The organism is Wolbachia endosymbiont of Cantharis cryptica (genome assembly GCF_964277405.1).
Taxonomy (GTDB): Bacteria; Pseudomonadota; Alphaproteobacteria; order Rickettsiales; family Anaplasmataceae; genus Wolbachia.
Genome location: NZ_OZ195521.1, coordinates 944,781 through 968,446, shown reverse-complemented (window position 1 = coordinate 968,446; position 23,666 = coordinate 944,781). Strand labels below are relative to the sequence as shown.

The window sequence follows — 23,666 nt, the reverse complement described above, 5'->3', positions numbered from 1 at the left end:
ATGTTCAGTATAGGTCTTTCAGAAATTTTAGTTGTATTTTTAGTGAGTATAATTGTTCTTGATAAAAATAAGATACCTGTATTTATTGATCTTATTAAGAATATATATAGATATTTTATGATTGTAAAATCAAGAACTAGGAGATTATTGAAAGACGCCGGAATTGAAGACTTATATAAAGAGTATAACGCTGAGAAAGTAAATTATATAGTTGGTAAAGATGGTAAGTTTTATCCTACTTACAATATAGATAGTACATCTAAAGATAATGACAGCGAAGATCCTAGTAGTAGATGATGTACTATCTAATGTTAAGCTTTTAGAAGCTCGACTAAAAGCAGAGTACTATACAGTTATCGTAGCTCATGATGGTGAAGAAGCTATAGATTTAGTGGCAAAGCAACAGCCTGATATTATATTACTCGATATCATGATGCCAAAAATAAATGGTTTTGAAGTTTGTAAGAGCCTAAAGAGTGATCCCTTAACAACCCATATTCCAATAATTATGGTGACTGCACTGCATGACACTCATGATAGAGTGCAAGGCATTAATGCTGGTGCAGATGATTTTCTAACTAAGCCAATAGATGAAACTGCTTTATCTGCGAGAATTAAGTCCCTTACACGCTTAAAGATGATTATAGATGAATTGCGTTTGAGAGGAGAAACTAATGCTGAGATTGGTGGAGTAGCAGGAAGCAGTATTATGGATTATTCCAATCAGATTTTTGATGCTAACATACTTGTTGTAGATGAGGACGTCTTTCAAGCAGAGCAGATATATAATGTACTAAGGCAACGCTTCAGGTCAATTAAAATACTGAATGATCCAATGGAGGCATTGACGGTTGGTATTAAGGATAATTACGACCTGATTATTTCTGACATGCAATTTTCAAAAACTGACGGCTTGCGTTTGTGTTCTGAGTTTCGTAGTAAAGTAGAAACACGTTATACGCCAATTCTAATTCTCTCTGAAGATTATAACAAAAGCAATTTAGTAACAGCACTTGATGTAGGTGCTAATGATTATTTAACAGTGCCGTTGGATGAGAGTGAGTTAATAGCAAGGGTTAATTTACAAGTGAAACGCAAAAGATATCAAGATGCCTTGAGAATGAATTTATTTAATAATGCGGAAATGTCTATAAAGGATCCATTAACTAACTGTTATAATAGGAGATATTTTGATGCACACTTAAGAAACATTGTTAAGGATTCTGTAGAAAAGGATAGAAGATTATCTCTTATGATACTTGATATAGACTATTTTAAGATAGTAAATGACGATTTTGGGCATAGTGCTGGAGATGAACTTTTAAAGCAAATACAGAAGAGAATTTCTGAAAATATCAGAGTGACAGATTTGCTAGCTAGGTTTGGTGGCGAGGAATTTGTTGTTGTAATGCCAGATACCAATGTATCGGATGCATGCGTTGTTGCGGAGAGGATACGCGAAATTATTGCTATAGAGCCCTTTACACTTTTGGACAAAAGTATAACTCATAGTGTGACTGTGAGCATTGGAATTGCAGAAATGCAAAAATCTGACCTTGATAATATTAAAAGATTTATAATACGTGCTGACAGATATTTATACAAAGCAAAAAATAGTGGTAGAAATAGAGTAGTGACCAGTTGAGCCAAAGTGTGATAACGTAGAAACTACCATCAAAAGAGGAATTATGGATGTTTTCTATTTACATTAGCTTTAACTTCTTCAGTGTAGATAATTTGTGCTTGCTATAGCTAAAGTGACTTAGGTTTACCAACGATTTGAAAAACCGTCATTCCTGTAAAGGTCAAGTAATTCATTGCCTCCTTCTCCTGTCATCCCAGTGCTCCTCTCTCGTTATCCGAGTAGCTGACACTGGTTCACTCTATAATGTCAGTGCGCTCCTTCCTTTTGTCATCCAAGTAGCTGACACTGGGATCTATAGCTAACCCAAGAAAGGTTTCCCTACGTCATACCGCCGCGGTATCTCAGCATAGATTCCGCTAACGAGTAGCGGAATGACGAATTTGTTGTTTTTCAAATTGTAGGTAAACCTAAGCCACTTTAGCTATAGAAAAAAGGATGATGTCATTCCAGTCTGGAATCCAGCCTTTCACTGTTAAAGATGTTATTTTTAATATAAGGTTAGTCACTTTCGTGCTCACCAACTTAATCTCTAATCTGGATCCCAGTGCCCCTAGATGTCATTCCGGCGTCACGCGCTGGAACCCCTACGTCATACCGCCGCGGCGCTAACGCGTAGCGGGATATCGGCAACCCCTACGTCATATCGCCGCGGGTGCTAACAAGCAGTGGGTCATACCGCCGAGGTATCTCATCATAGATTCCGCTAATAAGCAGCGGTTGTCGTTTAGCTATAAAATTTAAGAAAATATTTAAGAAATTTACCAATCTAAAAAAAAGGCAAAAGAAACCCTAGTCACTGTCTATTTTCTGTATTGGCGTTTTTTTAGTCTTAAACGCTGCAATTTAGCGACTTTTAAACTGCAACAGACCCTTAGCTTAAATGCTAAGAAATTTACTAAGCAGAAAAAAGGCAAAAGAAATCCCGTGTTAGATAGTACTTACTCTCTAATCCTGCAAATTGGCGTACTATACTGTCTTAAACGCTTTATAAGCGCGTTTCAGCTTGAAAATCTAGAAGTTTTAAAAGACATACGGTGCACATAGTGCAAAAAATTAAAAATAAGACGCCAACTACGTTATACTCCTTCGTTTAATCTGCACAGATGAAGATAACTGAATACCTTCAGTACCATGATAAAAGGGCTGGCGGAGTTTGTCAAGTGATTTTTAGCCCCGGCTCCCTGTCTTCAAACCATAATGTTCGTACAATTGTGTGTCATGCGCTGGAATGACATTAAAGTAGGATTACTTTGTTAGATATTCCCTGCTCCCTGGCTTGGTTATAGGTAGTTGTTTCAATTCTTCAGGGAGCTCTGCTTCACTGTAGTTTTTAATACTGAGCTCAAGCAAAGATATGACAGGGAAGGGCAATTTCGTTTCGCTATTTCTCTTTATTAGAGAAGCTTCAGCAACAACTTTACCTCCCATATCTTCTGCACATCTTACTGCTTCAAGTGAAGATTTGCCTGTGGTTATAACATCTTCAACAAGTAATATTTTCTCACCTTGTTTTATTTCAAATCCACGGCGTAATTCAAACTTACCATTAACACGCTCGCAAAACATCGTCTTCATTCCAAGCTGCCTGCCGATCTCATAACCCACGATTATTCCACCAATTGCAGGAGATAATATTAAATCTATAGAGCTATTTAGCTCTTTTTTTATTTTATTTGTCAATAGCTCGCAAACTTTCATTGCTCTGCCTGGATTTTCAAAGATTTTAGCACACTGTATATATGTGTCACTATGTAGTCCAGAAGATAGCACAAAATGGCCATGCAGGATTGCTTCGGCTTCTTCAAACTCTTTTATTATTGGATCATTTTCATCTAATGTCATTTTTAAGTTTCACCCTTACATTCTTTATTAATTATCTGAGTCACACAAACATCAGACCACACATTTATTGCAGTTTCGAACATATCGATGATTGTGTAAATGGGCAAAATCAGTCCCATAATGTGCAAAGGAACATTCATTGATACAAGATAACTAGTTGCCATAAAATAGCACCCCATCGGCACTCCGGCATTGCCAATTGCAGCTCCTGTGGCTAAAAAAATCCATATAAACATCTCACTTAAGGAAAATGTGTGCCCATTCATCTCTGCAACAAACATCACTGTAATCAAAATAAACGCAGCACATGCATTCATGTTAATTGTTGTGCATATTGGTAAAATAAAGGACGATAATTTTTTTGGTACATTGAGCTTATTCTGCACGCAGTCTATGGTTGTTGGCAATGTTGCACTAGATGATTTAGAAAAAAACGCAAGTGTCAATGCTGGTATAACTCCCTTCAATGTTTGAATTGGTGATATGCCTTTATACCACATGAGTAGCGGCAAAATCAAAAATGCCTGCACGAAATTTGCAGACATTATACAAGTAAAATACCACAAGAGGCTATAGAACTCGCTGCCACCTTTCAGTTCATGCAAAAAGCATGTAATAAAAGACCAAACAGCAAGTGGAATAAACTTTAATAACCCTTGAGCAATTTTAAGTAGTGTATCAAAAAGTGCAGAAAATATTTGATGCAATATATCCTGTTTTTCTTTTGGGAGTGAAATAATAGCTCCACCCATCAAAAAAGCGATTAATATGCTACCAATCATATTATTTTCAAGAAAAACTTGCACAAAATTCGAAGGAATGAGTGATTTTAAGTATGAAAAGTAATTGTAATTGCTATCACTCACACTTTCTATTGTGTTACTTATGAAATTTTTTCTCGCTGGGTCTATTAGCAGATAAAACGATAATGCAACAAACGCAGCTATAATAGTCGTAAGCAGTGTATAAAATAGTGTTTTCTTAACTAAAGTTTTGATTTCAATTGAGTCTTTGAGCCCAGAGATTGTGGAAACTATGGATAGAAAAACTAAAGGTAAGCTTATTAATTTTAACAAGCTGATGAATATATCACTGAATAGCTTTGCTACTTCAAATATAACTTCATTGTTTAGATAGTAAGCAACTATTGCAAATAGTATAGAAAAGAGTATTGCAAACTTATGCATTGGAAACAAAACTTAAAAGTGACATTATACAGCAATTTTGCTGTTTTGGAATTAGATTGATAGGCAAAAAAAATTGACGGACCTTTAGTTATAAGTGTTAAGAAATTTACCAAATAGAAAAAAGGCAAAAGAAATCCCGTGGTGCGAGTTTTGACCCTATAATACTTTAAATTGGCGCTGTAATAATGTGCTGACGCTTAGTATAAGCGCGATTTGGCTGAATGTAGAAAAAATTTAAAAGACATGTAACCCGCCAAAAAATACCCCGAGTTTTTTACTGAATTTTGTCATTGAGCCTGCAGGTCAAAAACAAGTTTTGAGTCAGAAATACCCTTATTATCATAATAAGAGGACTGGCGGAGTTTGTCAAGAAATTTCTTCCAACGCGCTGCCAAAAGTTTGTTATGCAAGAAGTCTATTGAAAAACAACCTAGTAGTACTCTTGAGTCGGTTGGTCATCCTTTAAAAAAAGTAGACGGAAAAATTCAGTAGCACCATAAATTAAAGCACCAATTTCTCTGGATTCACACATAATTCTATCAGAAGTTTTGTAACTGTGATTGCAGAAAACATCGAGCATAAAATTCCTATTGATAAAGTAACAGAAAAGCCTCTGATTGCTCCGCTGCCAATGACAAACATTATTCCCGCGGCAATTAATGTAGTGATATTTGAATCAAGAATTGTTTTTATGGCATTTTTAAACCCCTCTTCAATTGCACGAACCACTCTTTTCCCTGATTTGATTTCTTCACGAATGCGTTCAAATATGAGAACATTTGCATCAACTGACATACCAACAGTTAGCGCAATGCCGGCAATTCCAGGTAGAGTAAGAGTTGCTTCAAGTAGGGTAAGAATTAATAATATGAAGATTACATTAAAAAGCAATGCTACAGAGGCCAGCAAGCCTAATTTGCCGTAAGTAATAACAATAAATAAAGCTACGGCTACGATAGAGATTATCGCTGCCATTTCTCCTGCTTTTATTGACTCTTCCCCAAGGCTTGGACCGATATTTTTCTCTTCTATTATTTTAAGTGGTGCTGGCAGTGCGCCAGATTTTAAAAGTATTGCAAGTTCACTTGCTTGTTTTTCAGTGAAATTACCGCTAATTTCCCCCTCTCCATTTAAAATTGGCTCACGTATTGTTGGCACAGTTAAGACTGTGTTATCCAGAACAACAGCAAAGGGTTTACCCACGTTTTCTTTAGTGATTTTCGCAAATCTTTTACTCGCTATGCTGTCAAATTTAAAATGTACTGTTGGTTTACCTAAGGAACCAAATCTAACTGATGCGTTAACTAGTGCATCACCGCCTATTTCAGTTTTACGGAATATTGGATAAGAATTACCTAAAGAATCTTTGAGCATGACAGTGGTTTCGTGATCTATATCCTGCACTTTGCCTACGTTATTGTTCGCCAAGTGAAAAGCTAGCTTAGCCGTTTTACCAAGCAGAGATTTTATTTGTTCGGTATCTTCTACTCCAGGTACCTGTACTAATATTTTATTCTGCCCTTGTTTTTGTACGCTGACTTCCTTTGTACCCAGTTTATCCAAACGCCGCTGGATATTATTTATTGATTCTGCAGCTACTTCACTGATTAAAGAATTTTTATAATGAGATTTATATGAAATAAAAATTGAAGCGTCTTTTTTATTCAATTCTAAATTGGGATTTATTTTACCAATTAACGTTGAAGCTTTTTTATAGTCATCAATATTATTTAAAGTTACAATTACTTGTTCGCTACTTTGTACGTTAGATTCGATGTCTTTTGTTAATAGAGTTTCTCTTATCTCATCGGCTAACATGCCCAATTTTTCTTTAAAGTAAAAGTTTAAGTCTATATTAAGGAGCAAAGATGCGCCCCCTTTCAGATCGAGTCCTAAGTTTATTCTCTTTTTTGAAGTAAAGAACTTATTATCAAAGAAATTTGGCAATATTATGTATAAAGCAAGTAAGAGAATGCATAACACTGAAAAAGATTTTACTATAAGCCTGTTATACATAAGTTGTAGGTTTAAAAGTGTAATAATTGATTGTAAGTTAAAAATGGATTTTTGTAAAATTTCCTTTAATTAACCTAAAAAAAACTTTCATTGAAGCCAAATATTTTACTTAACAAAATTGCTAGTTGGCGATATCATTGTTAGAATGGTACCATGGGGTTAAGTTAGAAGTGTGTAGAGCAAGGCTTTAAAAAGTAGTGAAGCTACTAGAGAGCATAATAAAACAGGTATATAAAATGTGTGTGGGGATTTATGTCTACTGATCATTATAAAGTATTAGGGGTGGGAAGAAATGCTACCCAGAGTGAAATAAAAAAAGCGTATCATAAATTAGCATTAAAATACCACCAAGATAAATGTCTGACTCCTGAAGAACAGGGAATATTTAATACATTGGGGAACAAAAACAGAAATAAAGAGCTGCTATCAGAGTTAGAAAAAGAACAGCAAATTCAGATTGAAAAAAAATTAGAAAAGTTCAAGGAAATATCAGCAGCATACGAAGTATTATCTGATCCAGAAAAAAGAAAGAAATATGACAAGAATACTAGTCAACAAACTTATGGGCAGGAGTCATGGCAATATGAAGAACACATGCATACGTGGGAAGAATGGAGACGTGAAGAGGAAAAAAACAGACTTAGAGAGGAATTGCGCAATAGTGTTGAGTCAGGCGATCTCGAAAAATGCCGTTCTTTGATAAACAAACTAGACAACTATGGATCCTCTATTCCGTTCACCCAGTTAGTAGAACTTGCTATTAAGCATGATCATGAGAAAATTTTAGATCTCTTGATTGAAAAAGGAGCAAAAGTATTACCAAATATTGCTATAAATGATGCTGTTAAACATTGCTCTCAGAGGGTTTTTGATTACCTGTTAAATAAATACATAGACGAAACAGGTATCAATTGCCAAGATAAAGAAGGAAATACAGCTTTACATCATGCCTCAAAAGGGTTCATTGAGAATGAATCGAAATACAAAGGCTTTGTTGAATCACTTCTGAGTAAAGGTGCAAAACTTGATGTTAAAAATAACAAAAATGAGACACCGTTTGATCTCTTGGTTGGCTATATTGAGAAGGGGGGCTGGGATAAAGCGCAAAGATTAGCCTCTGTTTCAGAGTTGCTTAGCAAATGCAAAGATAAAGATGCACTGAAAAGGCTAAATGCTACTCCTGCATTAAATAAACTGCTAGAACTTGCTATTAAACATAATTCTCAAGAGGCTTTTGAATCTATTTTAGAGCAATTTGATATAGATATTAATTATAAAGATGAGAACGGAGATACATTTTTGCATCATGCCTCAAAAGGGTTCATTAAGAATGAATCGAAATACAAAGGCTTTGTTGAATCACTTCTGAGTAAAGGTGCAAAACTTGATGTTAAAAATAACAAAAATGAGACACCGTTTGATCTCTTGGTTGGCTATATTGAGAAGGGGGGCTGGGATAAAGCGCAAAGATTAGCCTCTGTTTCAGAGTTGCTTAGCAAATGCAAAGATAAAGATGCACTGAAAAGGCTAAATGCTACTCCTGCATTAAATAAACTGCTAGAACTTGCTATTAAACATAATTCTCAAGAGGCTTTTGAATCTATTTTAGAGCAATTTGATATAGATATTAATTATAAAGATGAGAACGGAGATACATTTTTGTATCATGCCTCAAAAGGGTTCATTAAGAATGAATCGAAATACAAAGGCTTTGTTGAATCACTTCTGAGTAAAGGTGCAAAACTTGATGTTAAAAATAACAAAAATGAGACACCGTTTGATCTCTTGATTTGCTATGTTGAGGAGTATCCTATTACTGAAGGAGTGAAAAGATTAAGTTCTGTCTCGGAGTTGCTTGGCAATTATAAAATTGGCGAACTGAAGGAACTAAAATGTAAAGATGGCACTCCTGCATTAAATAAACTGGTGGAACTTACCATTGAAAATTATTGCGAGAAAACATTGAATCTCTTAATTAAAATTTCTGATAAAAGCGTTAATTGTCGAGATAAAGATGGAAATACAGCTTTGCATCGTGCATTAAAAGGGTTTATTGATGCTTATGATCCTTCCAAGCGAGATAGATACAAAAATTTTGCTGCATCACTTCTGAGTAAAGGTGCAAAACTTGATGTTAAAAATAACAAAAATGAGACACCGTTTGATCTCTTGGTTGGCTATATTGAGAAGGGGGGCTGGGATAAAGCGCAAAGATTAGCCTCTGTTTCAGAGTTGCTTAGCAAATGCAAAGATAAAGATGCACTGAAAAGGCTAAATGCTACTCCTGCATTAAATAAACTGCTAGAACTTGCTATTAAACATAATTCTCAAGAGGCTTTTGAATCTATTTTAGAGCAATTTGATATAGATATTAATTATAAAGATGAGAACGGAGATACATTTTTGCATCATGCCTCAAAAGGGTTCATTAAGAATGAATCGAAATACAAAGGCTTTGTTGAATCACTTCTGAGTAAAGGTGCAAAACTTGATGTTAAAAATAACAAAAATGAGACACCGTTTGATCTCTTGATTTGCTATGTTGAGGAGTATCCTATTACTGAAGGAGTGAAAAGATTAAGTTCTGTCTCGGAGTTGCTTGGCAATTATAAAATTGGCGAACTGAAGGAACTAAAATGTAAAGATGGCACTCCTGCATTAAATAAACTGGTGGAACTTACCATTGAAAATTATTGCGAGAAAACATTGAATCTCTTAATTAAAATTTCTGATAAAAGCGTTAATTGTCGAGATAAAGATGGAAATACAGCTTTGCATCGTGCATTAAAAGGGTTTATTGATGCTTATGATCCTTCCAAGCGAGATAGATACAAAAATTTTGCTGCATCACTTCTGAGTAAAGGTGCAAAACTTGATGTTAAAAATAACAAAAATGAGACACCGTTTGATCTCTTGGTTGGCTATATTGAGAAGGGGGGCTGGGATAAAGCGCAAAGATTAGCCTCTGTTTCAGAGTTGCTTAGTAAATGCAAAGATAAAGATGCACTGAAAAGGCTAAAAGATGAAATGCAGGCTACAAATGTTGATTTAGATAAAGGCAATAGAACATCTATTATAGCTGCTTCTACGCTGGCAATAGCTGGGGTTATTACAGGAATAGCTATTGCAGTGTACTTAGAAATGTTAGCGGTGGGGATAGCAGTTGGAGCTTGTTGTCTAGTTGCTGCAGGAATTGTGTGCTATTGTAATAAACCAGCGAATTCACTTGAAAATAGTAATACCCAAGAAGCAAGGTGCTCAAGTATCCAGGTTAAGTAGAAATGCAGTAGGGGGTGAAGGATGGGTTTATAAGTTCCCATAATTAAGCAAATTTATTACGTACAGGAATGTTAATATAGGGATTTTGCCTTTGGATGTAGGTAGAGATTATCTTCTTGAATTCTGTAATATTTCGTGTCACATTATCTTAAATAGTCATAACACCAGGGTGACACCAGCAAGTTCAGAATTTGCTATTGGTTTTTCACTTAAATAATTAAAATTTTACTTTAAGATAGCTCTATATACATGTTAATCAGAATAGGTACCAGAGGAAGCAGCCTTGCGATTGCTCAAGCTTTGGAGGCAAAACAAAAGTTGTTGGGTTCTTTTCCTAGTCTATCCGTTGAAATCATTAAAATAAAAACTTCCGGAGATAAATATGCAAACGCGAACCTCGCTGAAATAGGGGGTAAGGGATTATTCATCAAAGAAATTGAGACTGAATTGCTTGAGAATAACATAGACATGGCGGTTCACTCACTGAAGGATATGCCTGCATTTTTTTCGAAAGATTTAACAATTCCCTGTGTTCTGGAAAGGTTAAGTCCATACGATACATTTATTTCTGATAAATATAATAGTCTTGAATCTCTGCCACAGCAGGCTACGATCGCAACTTCCTCAATAAGAAGAAAAGTTCAGCTATTAAATTTTAGACCTGATTTAAATATAGTACCATTACGCGGGAATGTGACAACTAGATTGCAGAATCAAAGCTTTGATGGAATAATTCTAGCTGAAGCTGGATTGATAAGATTAGGAAAACATCACTTAATTAAAGAGGTGTTGCCAATAGAAATTATGTTAAGTGCAGTGGGGCAGGGGGCAATTTGTATTCAATGTAGAAAAAATGATGTAAAAATTATCGATCTTTTAGAGAAAATTAATAATAATATGTCTTTTATAAGAGCAAAATCAGAGCGTAGTTTTATGAAGACAGTAAATGGCTCATGTTTTACACCACTTGCAGCTCTGGCGGAATATGTGAGTGAAAATATACTACATCTTTGTTGTATGTTAGCAAATGAGAAGAATATATACTTCACTGAGCGCACTTCGTTTGTAGAAGATGCAGAAAAAATGGGTATGGATGCAGGATTAGAGTTGAAATCAAAATGCTTATAAGCTTACCTAAAGTACGTGGTATTTATCGTTATAATGTTTCAATGTCTAAAATGACATGGTTAAATGTCGGTGGACAAGCTGACGTATTATTTAAACCACGTGACATTGAAGATTTAATATATTTGATTAAAAATGCTGAATTGCCAATCAGCGTTATCGGTGCAACATCCAACATAATAGTGCGAGATAGTGGCATTCGAGGGATAACAATCAAATTAGGTAAGGAGTTTGCATATATTAAATGTAAGGGTAACAATTCTATTGTTGCAGGTGGTGCTGCGCTGCTCAGCAACCTTGCTTACTTTGCGGGAAATCAGCAAATTAGTGGATTGGAGTTTTTAGTTGGAATTCCAGGAACAATTGGCGGTGGGATAGAAATGAATGCAGGCGCATATGGTAGTGATATCGCAAGCGTTATACAATCCATAAAAGCGGTGAATATAAAGGATGGAAACCTATATGAATTTTCCAGCGAAGAGATGGGATATTTTTATCGTGGACATAGTCTAAAAGGAAATTGGATTTTTGTTGAAGCTGAGTTTAAAGGAGTAAGCTCAGAATATGAGCTTATATTGCAGAGACTAAAGGAAGTTATTTATAAAAAAAATAAAAGCCAGCCAATAAGAGGAAAAACTGCTGGGTGCATATTCAAAAATCCAAAAGACTACCAGGCGTGGAAGCTGATTGATGAATCTGGCTGTCGAGGATTAAATAACGGTGGAGCTAGAATCTCCAAGAAACATTGTAATTTTTTACTCAATTATAATGATGCGACTGCATCTGACTTGGAAAACCTTGGTAACAAGGTAAGAGATGCAGTAAAGGATAAGTTTAATATTGAACTTGAGTGGGAAATAAGGGTTTTGGGTGGCTATAGTTAAGCTGGATAGTTTCTAACTGCTGTATTTCCTAATTGTTCAACGCTATCTATTTTAATTTGTAAAGTGTCTTTCATAAATTTATTAGCTTGATCTACGCTCATAAAAACTGTACGTTTATTGGGCACTAATTTTTCTATAGTAGCTCTATCTTTTTTGTCATATGTATATTTAAGAAGTACATCAATTTCTTTTTTATCTTGCAGATGAGGTGTACAAATATAGCTATGCTTTTTGAGATCTAGATGTATGGTCCCAGAGAGTGATGGTATAATATATGAGAAGTTACCATCAAAGGAGGATTATGGTTACACGGGTGCGCCAGAACGACAGAGGCAGTGCGTAGAACAATACAAAATAGTCAAGAGAGCATAGCGAAACTTTCTCAACGCTATAATCTCAATCCAAAAACTATTGTAAAATGGAAAAAACGTTCATTCACTAAAGATGTGAATATGGGGCCAAAACAGCCAAAGTTCTAACCAAAGAGGAAGAGGCTATAATTGTTGCATTTCGAAAACATACGCTTCTTCCTCTAGATATATGCTTTACAAGCAACAATTCCACATTTCTAGTTTATACCGTTGTTTACAAAGGCATGATATTAGTAAATATTGATGGAGAAACTCAGCCTAAAAAGAAGTTCAAACGATATCCTATCGGCTACTTTCATATTGATATTGCAGAAGTTAGAACCGAAGAAGGGAAGCTGTATTTATTTGTTGCCATAGACAGAACATCCAAGTTTGCTTATGTTGAGCTTCATGAAAGCGCTACAAAACCTATAGCTGCTGAGTTTTTACGTAACTTGATTAGCATATAAAATCCGTACCATTTTGACAGACAATGGTATACAATTAGAAGCGTCATAAGTATGCTTTTTAACATATATTTGATAGAGTTTGCGAGGAAAATGATATCGAGCATCGTTTGACAAAAGTGAGCCATCCTTGGACAAGTTGAACGTATGAACAAAACTTTAAAAAATGCTACGGTCAAACTATCAATCACATCAACAACTTAAAGATCACCTCTATAACTTTGTTATGGCTTATAATTATGCAAAAAGACTCAAAACTCTCAATGGTCTGACTCCTTATGAATTTATATGTTATCAGTGCTCCTGAATTATTTATACTAAATCCTTACCATCACACTCTGGGAACATACATTAGCTGGATCCCAGTGTCTGGACACTGGGATAACACCGTCATAAAGTATCACGCGCTACCATTTTCGGTGGATATTGCTCTTATAAACGCTAATTCTGGATTAAAAAGAGAATAGAAAAGGCAGGAGAGTAGGGTAAACTCAACAAATACAAAAAAAATAGATGAGGTTACCCATGGAAGATATAACAAAACTGTTTTGTCTGGTCGATGATTTTTGCAGAGATATAGAGAAAAATTTTGCAGATAAACTACTGCCAAATGGTAAAAAACCCACAAGAGTGCCAGAAATTACACATGCGGAAATTATCACAATAATCCTTCTGTATCAGCAATCTCCCTGTGAAAATTTCAAGGCTTTCTACCTGCATTACCTAACATTGCTCTACAAATCAGAGTTTCCAAAGTTGCCTTCATACACTAGGTTTGTTGCTCTAAAGCCCAGGGTTTTGTGGCATTTAGCTATGCTATTACAGTGCCTCTGCGGATGGTCAGAACATACTGGAATCTCATACATAGATACAACTCCTATTGCAGTTTGCCATGCAAAAAGAATATCAAGAAATAAGGTTTTTGCCGGAATTGCAAAATTAAGCAAATGGCTGGTTTTTCGGCTTTAAACTACATTTGATAATTAATGAGAAAGGGGAAATTCAAGCTTTTACGCTTACAAGTTGACGATAAAAATCCTGTAGCAAACCTAACTAAGAAATTAACCGGTCTTTTGTTTGGTGATAAAGGCTATATTAAAAAAGAGCTTTTCCAAGAGTTGTTTAACCGCGGTTTGAAACTTGTTACCAAGGTGAAAAAGGGGATGAAAAACACATTAATTTCACTAAATGAAAAGATTTTGCTGAGAAAAAGGTCCATCATTGAGACGGTTTTTGGCTACCTCAAAAATAGACTTGAAATTGAACATACTCGCCATAGATCTCCTGCTAATTTCTTGGTTCACATCTTTTCTACTCTCATTTCCTATTCCGTGAAATCCAAAAAGCCTTCCATTTCCTATACTTTCTTCCTTCCTTAATCCAGAATTAGCGTTTATAATTGCTTCAGCTACAAATGTTTAAGAAATTTACCAAATAGAAAAAAGGCAAAAAAAGCCCCGTAGTGCGAGTTTTGACCCTATAATACTTTAAACTGGCGCTATAATAATGTGCTGACGCTTAGTATAAGCGCGATTTGGCTGAATGTAGAAAAAATTTAAAAGACATGCAGCCGCTATAATTTTATGTAATACGCCAAAAAATACCTTAAGTTTTTTACTGAATTTTGTCATTGAACCCGCGCGAATCAAAAACAAGTTTTTAGTCAGAAATACCCTTAGCACTATAATAAGGGGGCTGGCGGAGTTTGTCAAGAAATTTCTTCCAACGCGCTGCCAAAAGTTTGTTATGCAAGGAGTCTATTGAACAAGAACAAAAGCAAATTGACTTTCATTCTGTTGAAGCACTATACTAAAGCCACGATGGGTAATTAGCTCAGTTGGTAGAGCACTTGCTTGACGTGCAAGAGGTCGCTGGTTCGAACCCAGTGTTACCCATTTTTGTCCATGAAAAGATTTTATATGACAGCAATACACAACGGTAAACACTCAGCAGCAGAGTCCAAGCGCTTAATCTATTCCATAATAATAGTCGCAATAACAATGTTTATGGAGATAGTAGGTGGAATAATTTCACATTCGCTTGCTCTGTTATCGGATGCAGGGCACATGCTTACTGACCTCTTTGCCTTAGTTTTAAGCTGGTTAGCACATAGGTTTTCAGCTAAGAAATCTGATTTGCAAAGATCATACGGATATCATCGGTTGCAGATAATTGCAGCATTTGTGAATGGTTTAACTTTATTCTTCATTGCAATAATCATTATAATTGAATCAATAAAGAGGTTTATTTTTCCAGTCAATGTTGAGTGGAAAATAATGTTAATAGTTGCTACACTTGGTCTGATTGCTAATATCATAGTCTTTTTTATATTACATAGTAAATGTGAAAGCAATATAAACATAAAAAGTGCCGTACTGCACGTTATAGGAGATATTTTAGGTTCTGTAGCTGCTATACTTGCATCCGTAATTATCATGCTTACCGGATGGCAAATAGTAGACCCTATTCTGTCAGTATTTGTTAGCGTAATAATCCTAAATAGCGGCTATAAAATCCTAAAGAATTCTTGCCATATACTCCTTGAAGGTACACCCGAAGGTATATCTGCTGAGGAGATAAAAAGTGAGATCATATCTGAACTACCAGAAGTGCTAGATGTGCACCACATACATGCATGGTCACTGTCTGATAATTATTTTATAATTACCATGCATGCCAAGGTAAAGCAAAATGCGCAACACACTGATATTTTATATAAGATAAAAAAAATACTACTAAATAGGTTCGAAATTGCGCACTCTACAGTTGAGATTGAGCATGATGAGTGTGTGGATAATAAGATACTCAAACATTGACGTTTATAGACTATTATATTATTACTAAAATATAATAATACTAGGAGGTAGGTTATGATAGGTATTTCTCAATTACAATTTCCTCGCAGTGGTTCCAGTAAAGTTAGAACTGCTCTCTATTTATCTTTTTATTATGCGTTAACTGTAGTACCTTAGTATGGCTTTTTCTCATTATTGTCTATCCATTTATTGTGCAGTGGGAATTGGTATTAACACTAAGTTCAGCTAGGTTATACATATAAATACTACAGGGTTTCCTTTGCCTTTTTTCTAATTAGCAACCCAAAAATGCTTTTTAATATTTTTTTAACAGATTAGGTGGTTTGCATATTATTTGCTAACAAACAAAATTGTTCAATAGTTAGGTTTTCTGGACGTTCGTTTCCACTTAATTTAGCGTTTTCAAGAGCATTACTTGTTACATTTTGCAAGCTATTTCTTAGCATCTTTCTTCTTTGAGCAAAGACAGCACGCGTTAATTTTGTTAAGACTTCTAAATTTACTGCAAATCTTTGGGTAGGCAAAGGATTTACTGTAATTACTGAAGAATGTACTTTTGGTCTTGGAAAAAACTCTTTAGGTTCAATATCAAATTCCTTTCTTATATTGCATAGCAACTGGCTTAGCACTGATAGGGAACCATAATCCTTAGAATTGGGTCTTGCTATAATTCGATCTGCTACCTCTTTCTGAAACATTAATGTCAAACTCGTAAAAAATTTTATGTTATTTAACCACTTTAAAAATAACGCTACCGAGACATTGTAAGGCAAGTTAGCAATAACTTTAACTGGGCGTTCTATCAGCTCTTCTTCCATAACATGAAGCGCATCTGCTTCTATAATTCTACACTTTCCTTGGTGTTCATTTAGCAATTGGTCATGACATTTCACTAAATTACTATCTTTTTCTATAGCTAATAAAAACTTCGGATTATTTGCCAATATTTCCCTTGTTAATGCACCATACCCAGGGCCAATTTCAATGACGTTAAAATTTTCCAAATTACCAGCTAAAACGACTATTCTTTTTGTTATCTCACTTGATAAAATAAAATTTTGCCCTAGACTTTTTTTTGGCTTCAATAAAAATTTTCTCATATTATTTCATTATGCAATATTCTGATAATTATAAAAATAGTTGACGAAAATACATTGATAATTGTATATTATTAATGTATTTAATGCCGGCTTAGCTCAATTGGTAGAGCAACTGACTTGTAATCAGTAGGTTGTCAGTTCAAGTCCGACAGCCGGCACATGTAAAAGACAAGATTTAATCTGACAGACAAGAATTAACTGAAAAAGAATTGATGTGGTTTAAACTACTATCAGACTCTTATTTAAGCTGCCAATATTTTTGTATCTGTTCAGGCAATGGCGTCAACTTAAGAGCCTTCATTAGCAAACTCTCCTAAAGACGTGATGGCGTTTAGGCTTATCCACTTTATTGCGGCTATACAACCGCCCTGGTCGGACCTTAACTTTAGCGCGTATACTTGCTCTATTAAAAAGAGCTTGAAAGCTTTTTGGCGAACAATTCCCAATAAGTACTTGATAGAGTTTCTGCCTCATCACACCAAATAAAACTGAAAAATTTAAACGATACTCAGTAATTTGATCTGGGTTCCAAGGCCCTTGTGCATCACACATATGAAGCGATACACTGACCTTACCCAGAAAAAGTAGAGAGGAAGTTAAGCCATTTTTATTATGAAAATGATGAATCAAATTTCTCAGGAATGCAATAATTAATAGTAGAATGTCTACGCTGTTTGTTATAAAAAATTTCTATGTACTCAAATATAGCAGTTCTAGTTTGCTGAGCAGAGTGTTGCGAAGTATCAATAAGAAGCTCCCGTTTGAGTGAGCTGAAAAAGCTTTCAACAACAGAGTTGTCATAACAACAGCCTGTGTGACTCATGCTGGAAATGATGTTTTTTGTGTTCAGCAAAAACTGATAATTTTTAGAGGTATATTGTGAACCTTGATCACTATGAAATAGCAGATCTTTGGCTGGTTTGCGCTTATCAACAGCCATCAATAAAGCATCTATAACTAATCGCTTAGTTATTGTACTACTCATTGACCAGCCAACTACCATACGTGAATATAGATCAATTATTGCTGCCAAATATAGCCATCCATCCTTAGTTTTTATGTATGTAATATCAGTTACCCATACTTTATTTGGCTGACTAGTAGTAAAGTTTTGGTCCAATATATTGGGAGTTATAACCCTATTGTCAGTCTGCTGTTTTTTGCTTTTGAATCTTCGCCTCAGTCTAGCTTGAATACCATTTTTTTGCATGATATCCTGCACTGTTTTGATGTTGCAATTTTTACCTAAAGCCTTTAGTTCAGCATGAATCTTAGGTGCCCCATATCTACAATTAGATGCTTGGTATATTTTTTGAATGTCTGCTAGAAGCTGCTCCCTTGTTAATTCTTTGCTGCTTTTCTTCTTACTAGTCCATTTGTAGTAGCCGCTAGCAGATACTTTCAAAATCCTGCATAACTCCTGTACTTTATAGTAGTTTCCATGCTTTTTGATAAATAAATATTTTACTCTTTGTGACTTGCAAAATATCCCAGGGCTTTTTTTTAAATGTCTCTTTCTCTAGTAACTCTTGTTAGTTCTTTCTTTAATTCAAACTTTTCTTTATCACATGGTGCCAACTTTCCCTTACCAGGAAATGCTTCTTCTATTGATCCTTTTTCGTTATATTTTTTTATCCAGTCACTTAGTGTACTGTTATCTATTCCTAAATCTTTAGCTATTTTGCTTGCTGACTGCCCCGTTTCCTTTACCAACTTTATTGCCTCTAATTTAAATTCCACTGTGTAATTTTTTCTGTTCTTTACCATAATAAGCCCTCATAATCATGTTTTATTTTACTTCAAAAATGGCTTAACTTCCTCTCTACTTTTTCTGGGTAAGGTCACTCCTTTGCTCGCGTCGTAATGTTTTTTCTCTCTACTTTCCACAGTAACTATTTTGCCACCATCAAGAAAATTATCGCATATTAATACTGCTTGAGAAAATAATCCGCCATGATTATCTCTCAGATCCAAAATTACACTCTTTATGGTACTGTTATTTTCTTTAATATTGAGCCATTGCCTTCTGAAATGATTGCAAGTGCTTTCGTTGAATTCAGAGATTTTAATGTAAGCTATATTGCCTATAACCTTAGTTGAAACAGTATTTGTTTGAAGTTGCATTTTTTTGAATTCTTTACTATCAAGATAATAAGAATATGAATCTAGTTTAGAGAATATTCCAGCTATTGCATATTCAACTAAAGTTTTTTGATCAATCAAATTTGAATACTCTCTCTCTATTTGTATTAGCACCTCTTCAAAATATTCAATTCCATCAGAATCGGAAGCAGAGCTAATTGTGAGTTCTTTATCGCTTAATTCAAAATTCAGTTTGTCTAACATATTTTCTATTGCATATTCAACGAGAGTTTTTTGACTGACAGGCCAGACATACTCTTTTTCTATTTTCTTGATTATATCCTCGAACAATTCAATATGATCTATTTGTTGAGCAGATAAGCTATAAGCAAGTAAGAATAAAATGATAGCGATAATAAATTTCATGAAGAGAGCTTATCCATTATTCATAAGTAAAATCAATTTCTTTTAAAGTTATGGTTATACTCTTATAGTAGAAAATAAGCTGAAAGTAAGCAGAGTGTTTTACAAAATGATACTACGTAATTTACTGTTTTTACTGCCACCTGAAATTGCCCACTCCTTGGCAGTAATGATGTTAAAAAAGACGCCTTACAGAAAACCTATAGAACTACCAAAGTCTTTAAACGTAAACTTCTTTAGTAATAAACTTAGGAGCCCTGTGGGTCTTGCTGCAGGTTTTGATAAGAATGCGGAAGTCATAAGGCCCATGCTCTCACTTGGTTTTGGATTCATTGAGGCTGGTACCGTAACTAAAAATCCACAATATGGAAACAAAAAACCGAGAATTTTTCGGTTAATAAAAGATGAAGGAATAATCAATAGATTGGGATTCAATAACAAAGGAATAGATTATTTTCTTAAACGAATAAATGAAACCAAGCTTGATGATTGTATTTTCGGCATTAATATAGGAAAAAATAGCACATCGAAGGACCAAATCAGTGATTATGTTGACTTAATAAAGATGGTATATGGGAAAAGTAATTATATAGTGCTGAACATCTCATCCCCAAATACACCTAACTTGCGCAATTTGCACAATAAACAAGAGTTATCGGAATTGCTGAAATCCATAACTCTAACCAAGAAACCAATTGACACCTCTGAACCCACACCAATAATACTGAAAATCTCACCAGATATAGATCAACAAACAAAAGAAAATATTGCTGAGCTTGCATTGGAATATAAAATTGACGGCTTAACAGTAAGTAACACTACGGTCAGTCGAGATAATCTGCATTCTCACCATGATGAGAGTGGTGGACTGAGCGGCAAGCCATTGTTTAAACTTTCAACTGAGTTACTGAGTGACATGTATAAACTCACTAGGGGCAAAATATTATTGATAGGATGTGGGGGAATTTCAAATGGTGCTGATGCATATAAAAAAATAAAGGCAGGAGCCTCCTTAGTACAGATGTACACTGCTCTCATATACCAAGGGCCTCAAGTTGTGAATAAAATCAATTTTGAGCTTGCAGAATTGGTAAAAAGAGATGGGCTTAGTAACGTTAGTGAGGCAGTGGGTTGTGACTGCAAATTTTAGAAGCTTATTTTAATAGAATAAAATTAATTTTTTGGTATAAAGGTACAGCAGGGAGTACTTCCTTTTAAGACAACAAGTATGAAAAACTTGAACGACGCAATATCTAAAATTATCAACTATAGATTTAAAAATGATGCGATATTAGAAGAAGCATTAACTCATCCAAGCTTAAATAAAAGGAACAGCAAAAATCAAACTGAAAATTATGAAAGGTTAGAATTTTTGGGCGATAGTATTTTGAATATGGTTGTGTCTGCTATACTATTTAAACTGTTTCCTGAAGAAAAAGAAGGAGCATTGGCAAAAAGAAAAACGGATTTAGTTTGTGGCAGCACCATTGCTAATGTCGCTAAAGAACTAGAATTAGGCAATTTTATCATCATGAATAATAGTGAACGTTGCAACGGAGGAAAATGTAACCTAAAAAATTTAGAAAACGCACTTGAAGCACTAATAGGCGCAATTTATATTGATGGCGGGTTTGAAAATGTTGAAAAATTTATTACCCAATATTGGGAAAAGCTAGCTAAAGACACGCTCAATCCTCCTCAAGATTCTAAAACCTCACTACAAGAATGGACTCAAAAAAATAAATTACCCTTACCAGAATATGAGCTTGTAAAACAAACTGGACCAGCACACAATCCTGAATTTACTATATCAGTTTGCATAGAAGATTATGGCGAAGTTTCTGCATGCGCTTCTAGTAAAAAGGTTGCTGAACAAAAGGTTGCTGAATTAATGCTAGAAAAAATTAACAATAGTGAAAAAAAGTAATTCAACTTAAGCAAAATAGTTAAGTTTTAAGGGAACTAAAGCTACGATTGTAGTATTTAGCGTTGCTGCTGTTGGATGAAAACGAAATTAAATACATTTTTAATATTTTTATAGAAATCTATTATAATGGTTTTGTATGCTTTTTTCTAATGGCTATTTTTAGATACTTAACGCTCCTTCTTATCATCTCTTGTATATACCTACCTAAACAGGGATATAATAAAGACCTTACCAAAATAAAAGACAAAGATCATCATGATATAAGTGAGCACGACCATTCGTTAAAGCAATGTAAGGACAGAATTTTCCTTTTGGAAAGCAACGAACCAGCAGTACCAGAAATTGTGCCTTTGCCCATAAAGTTTCCTGATCTTACGGCCAGCAGTCAGCTTATTTCTATCAATATTAGTGAAGAAGTGCCAGTAAAGGATTTGCTGATTGAGATAGGAAAACTTTCTGACATTAACTTGGATATAGATCCAAAAATATCAGGTAATGTTATTTTAAAGCTAAAAGATAAAAATATAAATGAAGTAATTCAGAGTATAGCCGATAGCGCCAAACTGCGTTATTCAATAAGTAATGGTGTGATTAGAGTTGAGCAGGATTTACCATATGCACAAAATTATTACGTAGACTTCATTAATGTTCAACATTCTGCTCAAAGTAATTTTATCGTTAATAACAATATTACTAACAGTGATGGAAGCAACACCGATAAGGATTACAATAGCGTTATGAAGTCTCAATATAGCAGTGATTTATGGTGCTCATTAGAAAAAGGCTTGAATGCAATAATGGATGTTAACGGGGTGGATGATGGAGAATTTCTCTCATCCAACAAAGAAAGTGGTGTTATCATTTTGAATGCTAGAAAAGGTATTCACAAAGCTGTTGAAGAATATATTAATAAGGTTAAACAGTTAGCTTCTTCTCAAGTAATGATAGAAGCAAAGATAGTTGAAGTTGTGTTAGATGACAAATACCTTTCTGGTATCAACTTAAATGATTTACGCAATGGAAGTAAATCTATGGTGAATCAAGATAATTCAATGATTGACCTAGCAGTGAACTTTGGCGCAAGTGATCTAGGGAATTTAGTAAAAAGTTTAGACAAATTTGGCACTTCAACTGTAATTTCAAGTCCAAGAGTACATGCCATAAATAATCAACAAGCGATGATTTCATTCATTAAAAATCACGTTTATTTTACTTCCGATATACAAAAAGATACTAGAAATTCCAATCAGACCTTAATTACCAAGATGAATAGCGTCCCAATAGGTGTTGTGTTAATAATCCACCCAAGCATTAATATTGATACTAGTGAAATATTCATGGATATACATCCAACTTTATCAAGGATTAACGGCTACACTAAAGATCCAAATATAGAGTACGTCGCGCAGCAGAGTAAAACGAAATTAAATAGCAACATTCCAATTATTGAAATTAGAGAAATGAGCTCTATATTAAAAATTAAGAGCGGTGAAGTTATGGTAGTTGGCGGGCTTATAGAGCATAGAGAAGATAGGCAAAGCTTTAAAGCTAAATCACATCAGAAGTCAAAAAGGCTAGCAGATAACATGAGAACAGTAGAAACTGTCATCTTTTTAAAAGCAACAATTGTGCCAACGCTTGGTTTGTTGGACAAAAAAGATAAGAATTTATATATATATTAAATCATCACTAAAAATTAAATATCAAACCGATTTCAATATTATGAGTGGATATGTCATCTGCAATAGGTACCGGAATGCTAAAGTAACGATAACCGAGGAAGGTTTTAACTTCTGGGATTATTGAATAATCAACACCAAGTTTTATTTGATAAGCAAACCAAGGAACATTCAGTGGCATTGAATTTTGAGGTGATCCATTGATCTTTTTTAGTCTAAAAACTGTTGGTCCTATACCAAGACCGATGTACGGAGCAAATTGTGTATCTTGAACACTGGGATTATAATAGAAGTTTAACAAAAATGCGAATATACCAGCCGATCTATCAAATATTGGAGTAGAATTACTATTTTTAATGTTGATCTTAGAATACGTGGCTTCAAAATCAACTCGGCCATTTTCTCCAGCATAGTAACCTAAGGATATACTGTTAAGCCACTGAAAATCAATTTTACCATTAAATTGCTGTATACTCTTAATTTCACATGCCACTATATTTTTTATTATAGAACCATGACTACTTTCAACTAAAGTTAGGATTCTTTTTCCTATTTCTTGTATACCCTTTACGAATGTTTCTGAGTTATCATAGTATATCTTACCGCTATTAGCGCTAACATAAAAATCAAGTTTTTTATTTTTAACTGATGCAATCTCTTTTTCGTTATATTCCCTGAATTTATTGCATATGGATTCGTCTGCAAGCACTAAATTTTCAACAAATTGTTCATCATCTGCATTGGCCTGAGCAGAAAAAAAGCTAATACATAAAATTAGTAATGCGTAAAAAACAGTGGATTTTTTAATCATAAACAAATTTACAATACTATATATTTTTCTCAT

Annotated in this window: 17 protein-coding genes, 2 tRNA genes and 3 pseudogenes; 13 read left to right on the top strand and 9 right to left on the bottom strand. The window is 34.5% G+C overall.

What is annotated here, in order from left to right; translation table 11 throughout:
• Both ACICP6_RS04745 and ACICP6_RS04740 read left to right on the top strand, forming a co-directional pair.
• Positions 1 to 297: a hypothetical protein gene (locus tag ACICP6_RS04745; protein WP_395462805.1), complete on the top strand. Its 297-nt coding sequence runs from the start codon at positions 1 to 3 to the stop codon at positions 295 to 297.
• A complete protein-coding gene (locus ACICP6_RS04740; protein WP_395462804.1) occupies positions 269 to 1,645 on the top strand; it encodes a PleD family two-component system response regulator in 1,377 nt (458 codons plus the stop codon). The genes ACICP6_RS04745 and ACICP6_RS04740 overlap by 29 nt, the downstream gene beginning before the upstream one ends.
• Before the next feature lie 1,245 nt (positions 1,646 to 2,890).
• Here ACICP6_RS04740 and pyrE read toward each other — a convergent pair.
• From pyrE to secD, 3 genes are all read right to left on the bottom strand, one after another.
• On the bottom strand, positions 2,891 to 3,487 hold the full coding sequence (pyrE, locus tag ACICP6_RS04735; protein WP_395462803.1) for an orotate phosphoribosyltransferase: 597 nt from the start codon (positions 3,485 to 3,487) through the stop codon (positions 2,891 to 2,893).
• A gap of 2 nt (positions 3,488 to 3,489) precedes the next feature.
• Positions 3,490 to 4,674, bottom strand: a complete 1,185-nt coding sequence (locus ACICP6_RS04730) for a dicarboxylate/amino acid:cation symporter (protein ID WP_395462802.1) — start codon at positions 4,672 to 4,674, stop codon at positions 3,490 to 3,492.
• A 501-nt stretch (positions 4,675 to 5,175) separates the two neighbouring features.
• The gene (gene secD / locus ACICP6_RS04725; protein ID WP_395462801.1) at positions 5,176 to 6,690 is read right to left on the bottom strand and encodes a protein translocase subunit SecD; all 1,515 of its coding nucleotides are present in this window, start codon (positions 6,688 to 6,690) and stop codon (positions 5,176 to 5,178) included.
• Positions 6,691 to 6,942: 252 nt separating this feature from the next.
• Here secD and ACICP6_RS04720 point away from each other — a divergent pair, with 252 nt between their 5' ends.
• The 7 genes and pseudogenes from ACICP6_RS04720 (at position 6,943) to ACICP6_RS04690 (ending at position 15,611) form a co-directional block, all read left to right on the top strand.
• A complete protein-coding gene (locus tag ACICP6_RS04720) occupies positions 6,943 to 9,969 on the top strand; it encodes a DnaJ domain-containing protein (protein ID WP_395462800.1) in 3,027 nt (1,008 codons plus the stop codon).
• A gap of 249 nt (positions 9,970 to 10,218) precedes the next feature.
• On the top strand, positions 10,219 to 11,097 hold the full coding sequence (gene hemC, locus ACICP6_RS04715) for a hydroxymethylbilane synthase (protein ID WP_395462799.1): 879 nt from the start codon (positions 10,219 to 10,221) through the stop codon (positions 11,095 to 11,097).
• On the top strand, positions 11,088 to 11,978 hold the full coding sequence (gene murB, locus ACICP6_RS04710) for a UDP-N-acetylmuramate dehydrogenase (RefSeq protein ID WP_395462798.1): 891 nt from the start codon (positions 11,088 to 11,090) through the stop codon (positions 11,976 to 11,978). The genes hemC and murB overlap by 10 nt, the downstream gene beginning before the upstream one ends.
• Positions 11,979 to 12,265: 287 nt before the next feature.
• Positions 12,266 to 13,145 (top strand): annotated as a pseudogene (locus tag ACICP6_RS04705) (DDE-type integrase/transposase/recombinase); the annotation flags it as partial.
• Between the two features lie 175 nt (positions 13,146 to 13,320).
• A pseudogene (locus ACICP6_RS04700) lies at positions 13,321 to 14,174 on the top strand (IS982 family transposase).
• A gap of 443 nt (positions 14,175 to 14,617) precedes the next feature.
• Positions 14,618 to 14,690, top strand: a tRNA-Val gene (locus ACICP6_RS04695).
• Between the two features lie 24 nt (positions 14,691 to 14,714).
• Complete coding sequence (locus ACICP6_RS04690) at positions 14,715 to 15,611, top strand: cation diffusion facilitator family transporter (protein WP_395462797.1); 897 nt, start codon at positions 14,715 to 14,717, stop codon at positions 15,609 to 15,611.
• 314 nt (positions 15,612 to 15,925) lie between these two features.
• Here ACICP6_RS04690 and rsmA read toward each other — a convergent pair whose 3' ends face one another.
• Positions 15,926 to 16,711: a 16S rRNA (adenine(1518)-N(6)/adenine(1519)-N(6))-dimethyltransferase RsmA gene (gene rsmA, locus ACICP6_RS04685; protein WP_395462796.1), complete on the bottom strand. Its 786-nt coding sequence runs from the start codon at positions 16,709 to 16,711 to the stop codon at positions 15,926 to 15,928.
• 85 nt (positions 16,712 to 16,796) lie between these two features.
• Between rsmA and ACICP6_RS04680 the strand changes: the two genes are divergently transcribed.
• A tRNA-Thr gene (locus ACICP6_RS04680) sits at positions 16,797 to 16,869 on the top strand.
• 142 nt (positions 16,870 to 17,011) lie between these two features.
• On the opposite strand, the pseudogene ACICP6_RS04675 reads toward ACICP6_RS04680, so the two are convergent.
• From ACICP6_RS04675 to ACICP6_RS04660, 4 genes and pseudogenes are all read right to left on the bottom strand, one after another.
• A pseudogene (locus ACICP6_RS04675) lies at positions 17,012 to 17,275 on the bottom strand (IS4 family transposase); the annotation flags it as partial.
• A gap of 46 nt (positions 17,276 to 17,321) precedes the next feature.
• The gene (locus tag ACICP6_RS04670; protein ID WP_395463617.1) at positions 17,322 to 18,164 is read right to left on the bottom strand and encodes an IS3 family transposase; all 843 of its coding nucleotides are present in this window, start codon (positions 18,162 to 18,164) and stop codon (positions 17,322 to 17,324) included.
• Between the two features lie 50 nt (positions 18,165 to 18,214).
• Positions 18,215 to 18,478: a transposase gene (locus ACICP6_RS04665; RefSeq protein WP_395462617.1), complete on the bottom strand. Its 264-nt coding sequence runs from the start codon at positions 18,476 to 18,478 to the stop codon at positions 18,215 to 18,217.
• A gap of 27 nt (positions 18,479 to 18,505) precedes the next feature.
• Complete coding sequence (locus ACICP6_RS04660; RefSeq protein WP_395462795.1) at positions 18,506 to 19,219, bottom strand: S41 family peptidase; 714 nt, start codon at positions 19,217 to 19,219, stop codon at positions 18,506 to 18,508.
• A gap of 64 nt (positions 19,220 to 19,283) precedes the next feature.
• On the opposite strand from ACICP6_RS04660, the gene ACICP6_RS04655 reads away from it, so the two are divergent.
• The 3 genes from ACICP6_RS04655 (at position 19,284) to ACICP6_RS04645 (ending at position 22,825) form a co-directional block, all read left to right on the top strand.
• On the top strand, positions 19,284 to 20,366 hold the full coding sequence (locus tag ACICP6_RS04655; RefSeq protein ID WP_395463672.1) for a quinone-dependent dihydroorotate dehydrogenase: 1,083 nt from the start codon (positions 19,284 to 19,286) through the stop codon (positions 20,364 to 20,366).
• A gap of 78 nt (positions 20,367 to 20,444) precedes the next feature.
• Complete coding sequence (rnc, locus tag ACICP6_RS04650) at positions 20,445 to 21,143, top strand: ribonuclease III (RefSeq protein WP_395462794.1); 699 nt, start codon at positions 20,445 to 20,447, stop codon at positions 21,141 to 21,143.
• Positions 21,144 to 21,292: 149 nt separating this feature from the next.
• A complete protein-coding gene (locus ACICP6_RS04645) occupies positions 21,293 to 22,825 on the top strand; it encodes a secretion system protein (protein WP_395462793.1) in 1,533 nt (510 codons plus the stop codon).
• A 7-nt stretch (positions 22,826 to 22,832) separates the two neighbouring features.
• Here ACICP6_RS04645 and ACICP6_RS04640 read toward each other — a convergent pair whose 3' ends face one another.
• Positions 22,833 to 23,666 carry a P44/Msp2 family outer membrane protein gene (locus tag ACICP6_RS04640; protein ID WP_395462792.1) on the bottom strand — a complete coding sequence of 278 codons (834 nt, stop codon included), beginning with the start codon at positions 23,664 to 23,666 and terminating at the stop codon, positions 22,833 to 22,835.

Coding starts and splice junctions, on each gene's coding strand:
- ACICP6_RS04645 (WP_395462793.1), top strand. CDS start 21,293: ATGGCTATTTTTAGATACTTAACGCTCCTTCTTATCATCTCTTGTATA.
- ACICP6_RS04690 (WP_395462797.1), top strand. CDS start 14,715: ATGACAGCAATACACAACGGTAAACACTCAGCAGCAGAGTCCAAGCGC.
- ACICP6_RS04660 (WP_395462795.1), bottom strand. CDS start 19,219: ATGAAATTTATTATCGCTATCATTTTATTCTTACTTGCTTATAGCTTA.
- ACICP6_RS04720 (WP_395462800.1), top strand. CDS start 6,943: ATGTCTACTGATCATTATAAAGTATTAGGGGTGGGAAGAAATGCTACC.
- hemC (WP_395462799.1), top strand. CDS start 10,219: ATGTTAATCAGAATAGGTACCAGAGGAAGCAGCCTTGCGATTGCTCAA.
- ACICP6_RS04640 (WP_395462792.1), bottom strand. CDS start 23,666: ATGAGAAAAATATATAGTATTGTAAATTTGTTTATGATTAAAAAATCC.
- ACICP6_RS04745 (WP_395462805.1), top strand. CDS start 1: ATGTTCAGTATAGGTCTTTCAGAAATTTTAGTTGTATTTTTAGTGAGT.
- ACICP6_RS04740 (WP_395462804.1), top strand. CDS start 269: ATGACAGCGAAGATCCTAGTAGTAGATGATGTACTATCTAATGTTAAG.
- murB (WP_395462798.1), top strand. CDS start 11,088: ATGCTTATAAGCTTACCTAAAGTACGTGGTATTTATCGTTATAATGTT.
- ACICP6_RS04665 (WP_395462617.1), bottom strand. CDS start 18,478: ATGGTAAAGAACAGAAAAAATTACACAGTGGAATTTAAATTAGAGGCA.
- rnc (WP_395462794.1), top strand. CDS start 20,445: ATGAAAAACTTGAACGACGCAATATCTAAAATTATCAACTATAGATTT.
- rsmA (WP_395462796.1), bottom strand. CDS start 16,711: ATGAGAAAATTTTTATTGAAGCCAAAAAAAAGTCTAGGGCAAAATTTT.
- ACICP6_RS04730 (WP_395462802.1), bottom strand. CDS start 4,674: ATGCATAAGTTTGCAATACTCTTTTCTATACTATTTGCAATAGTTGCT.
- secD (WP_395462801.1), bottom strand. CDS start 6,690: ATGTATAACAGGCTTATAGTAAAATCTTTTTCAGTGTTATGCATTCTC.
- pyrE (WP_395462803.1), bottom strand. CDS start 3,487: ATGACATTAGATGAAAATGATCCAATAATAAAAGAGTTTGAAGAAGCC.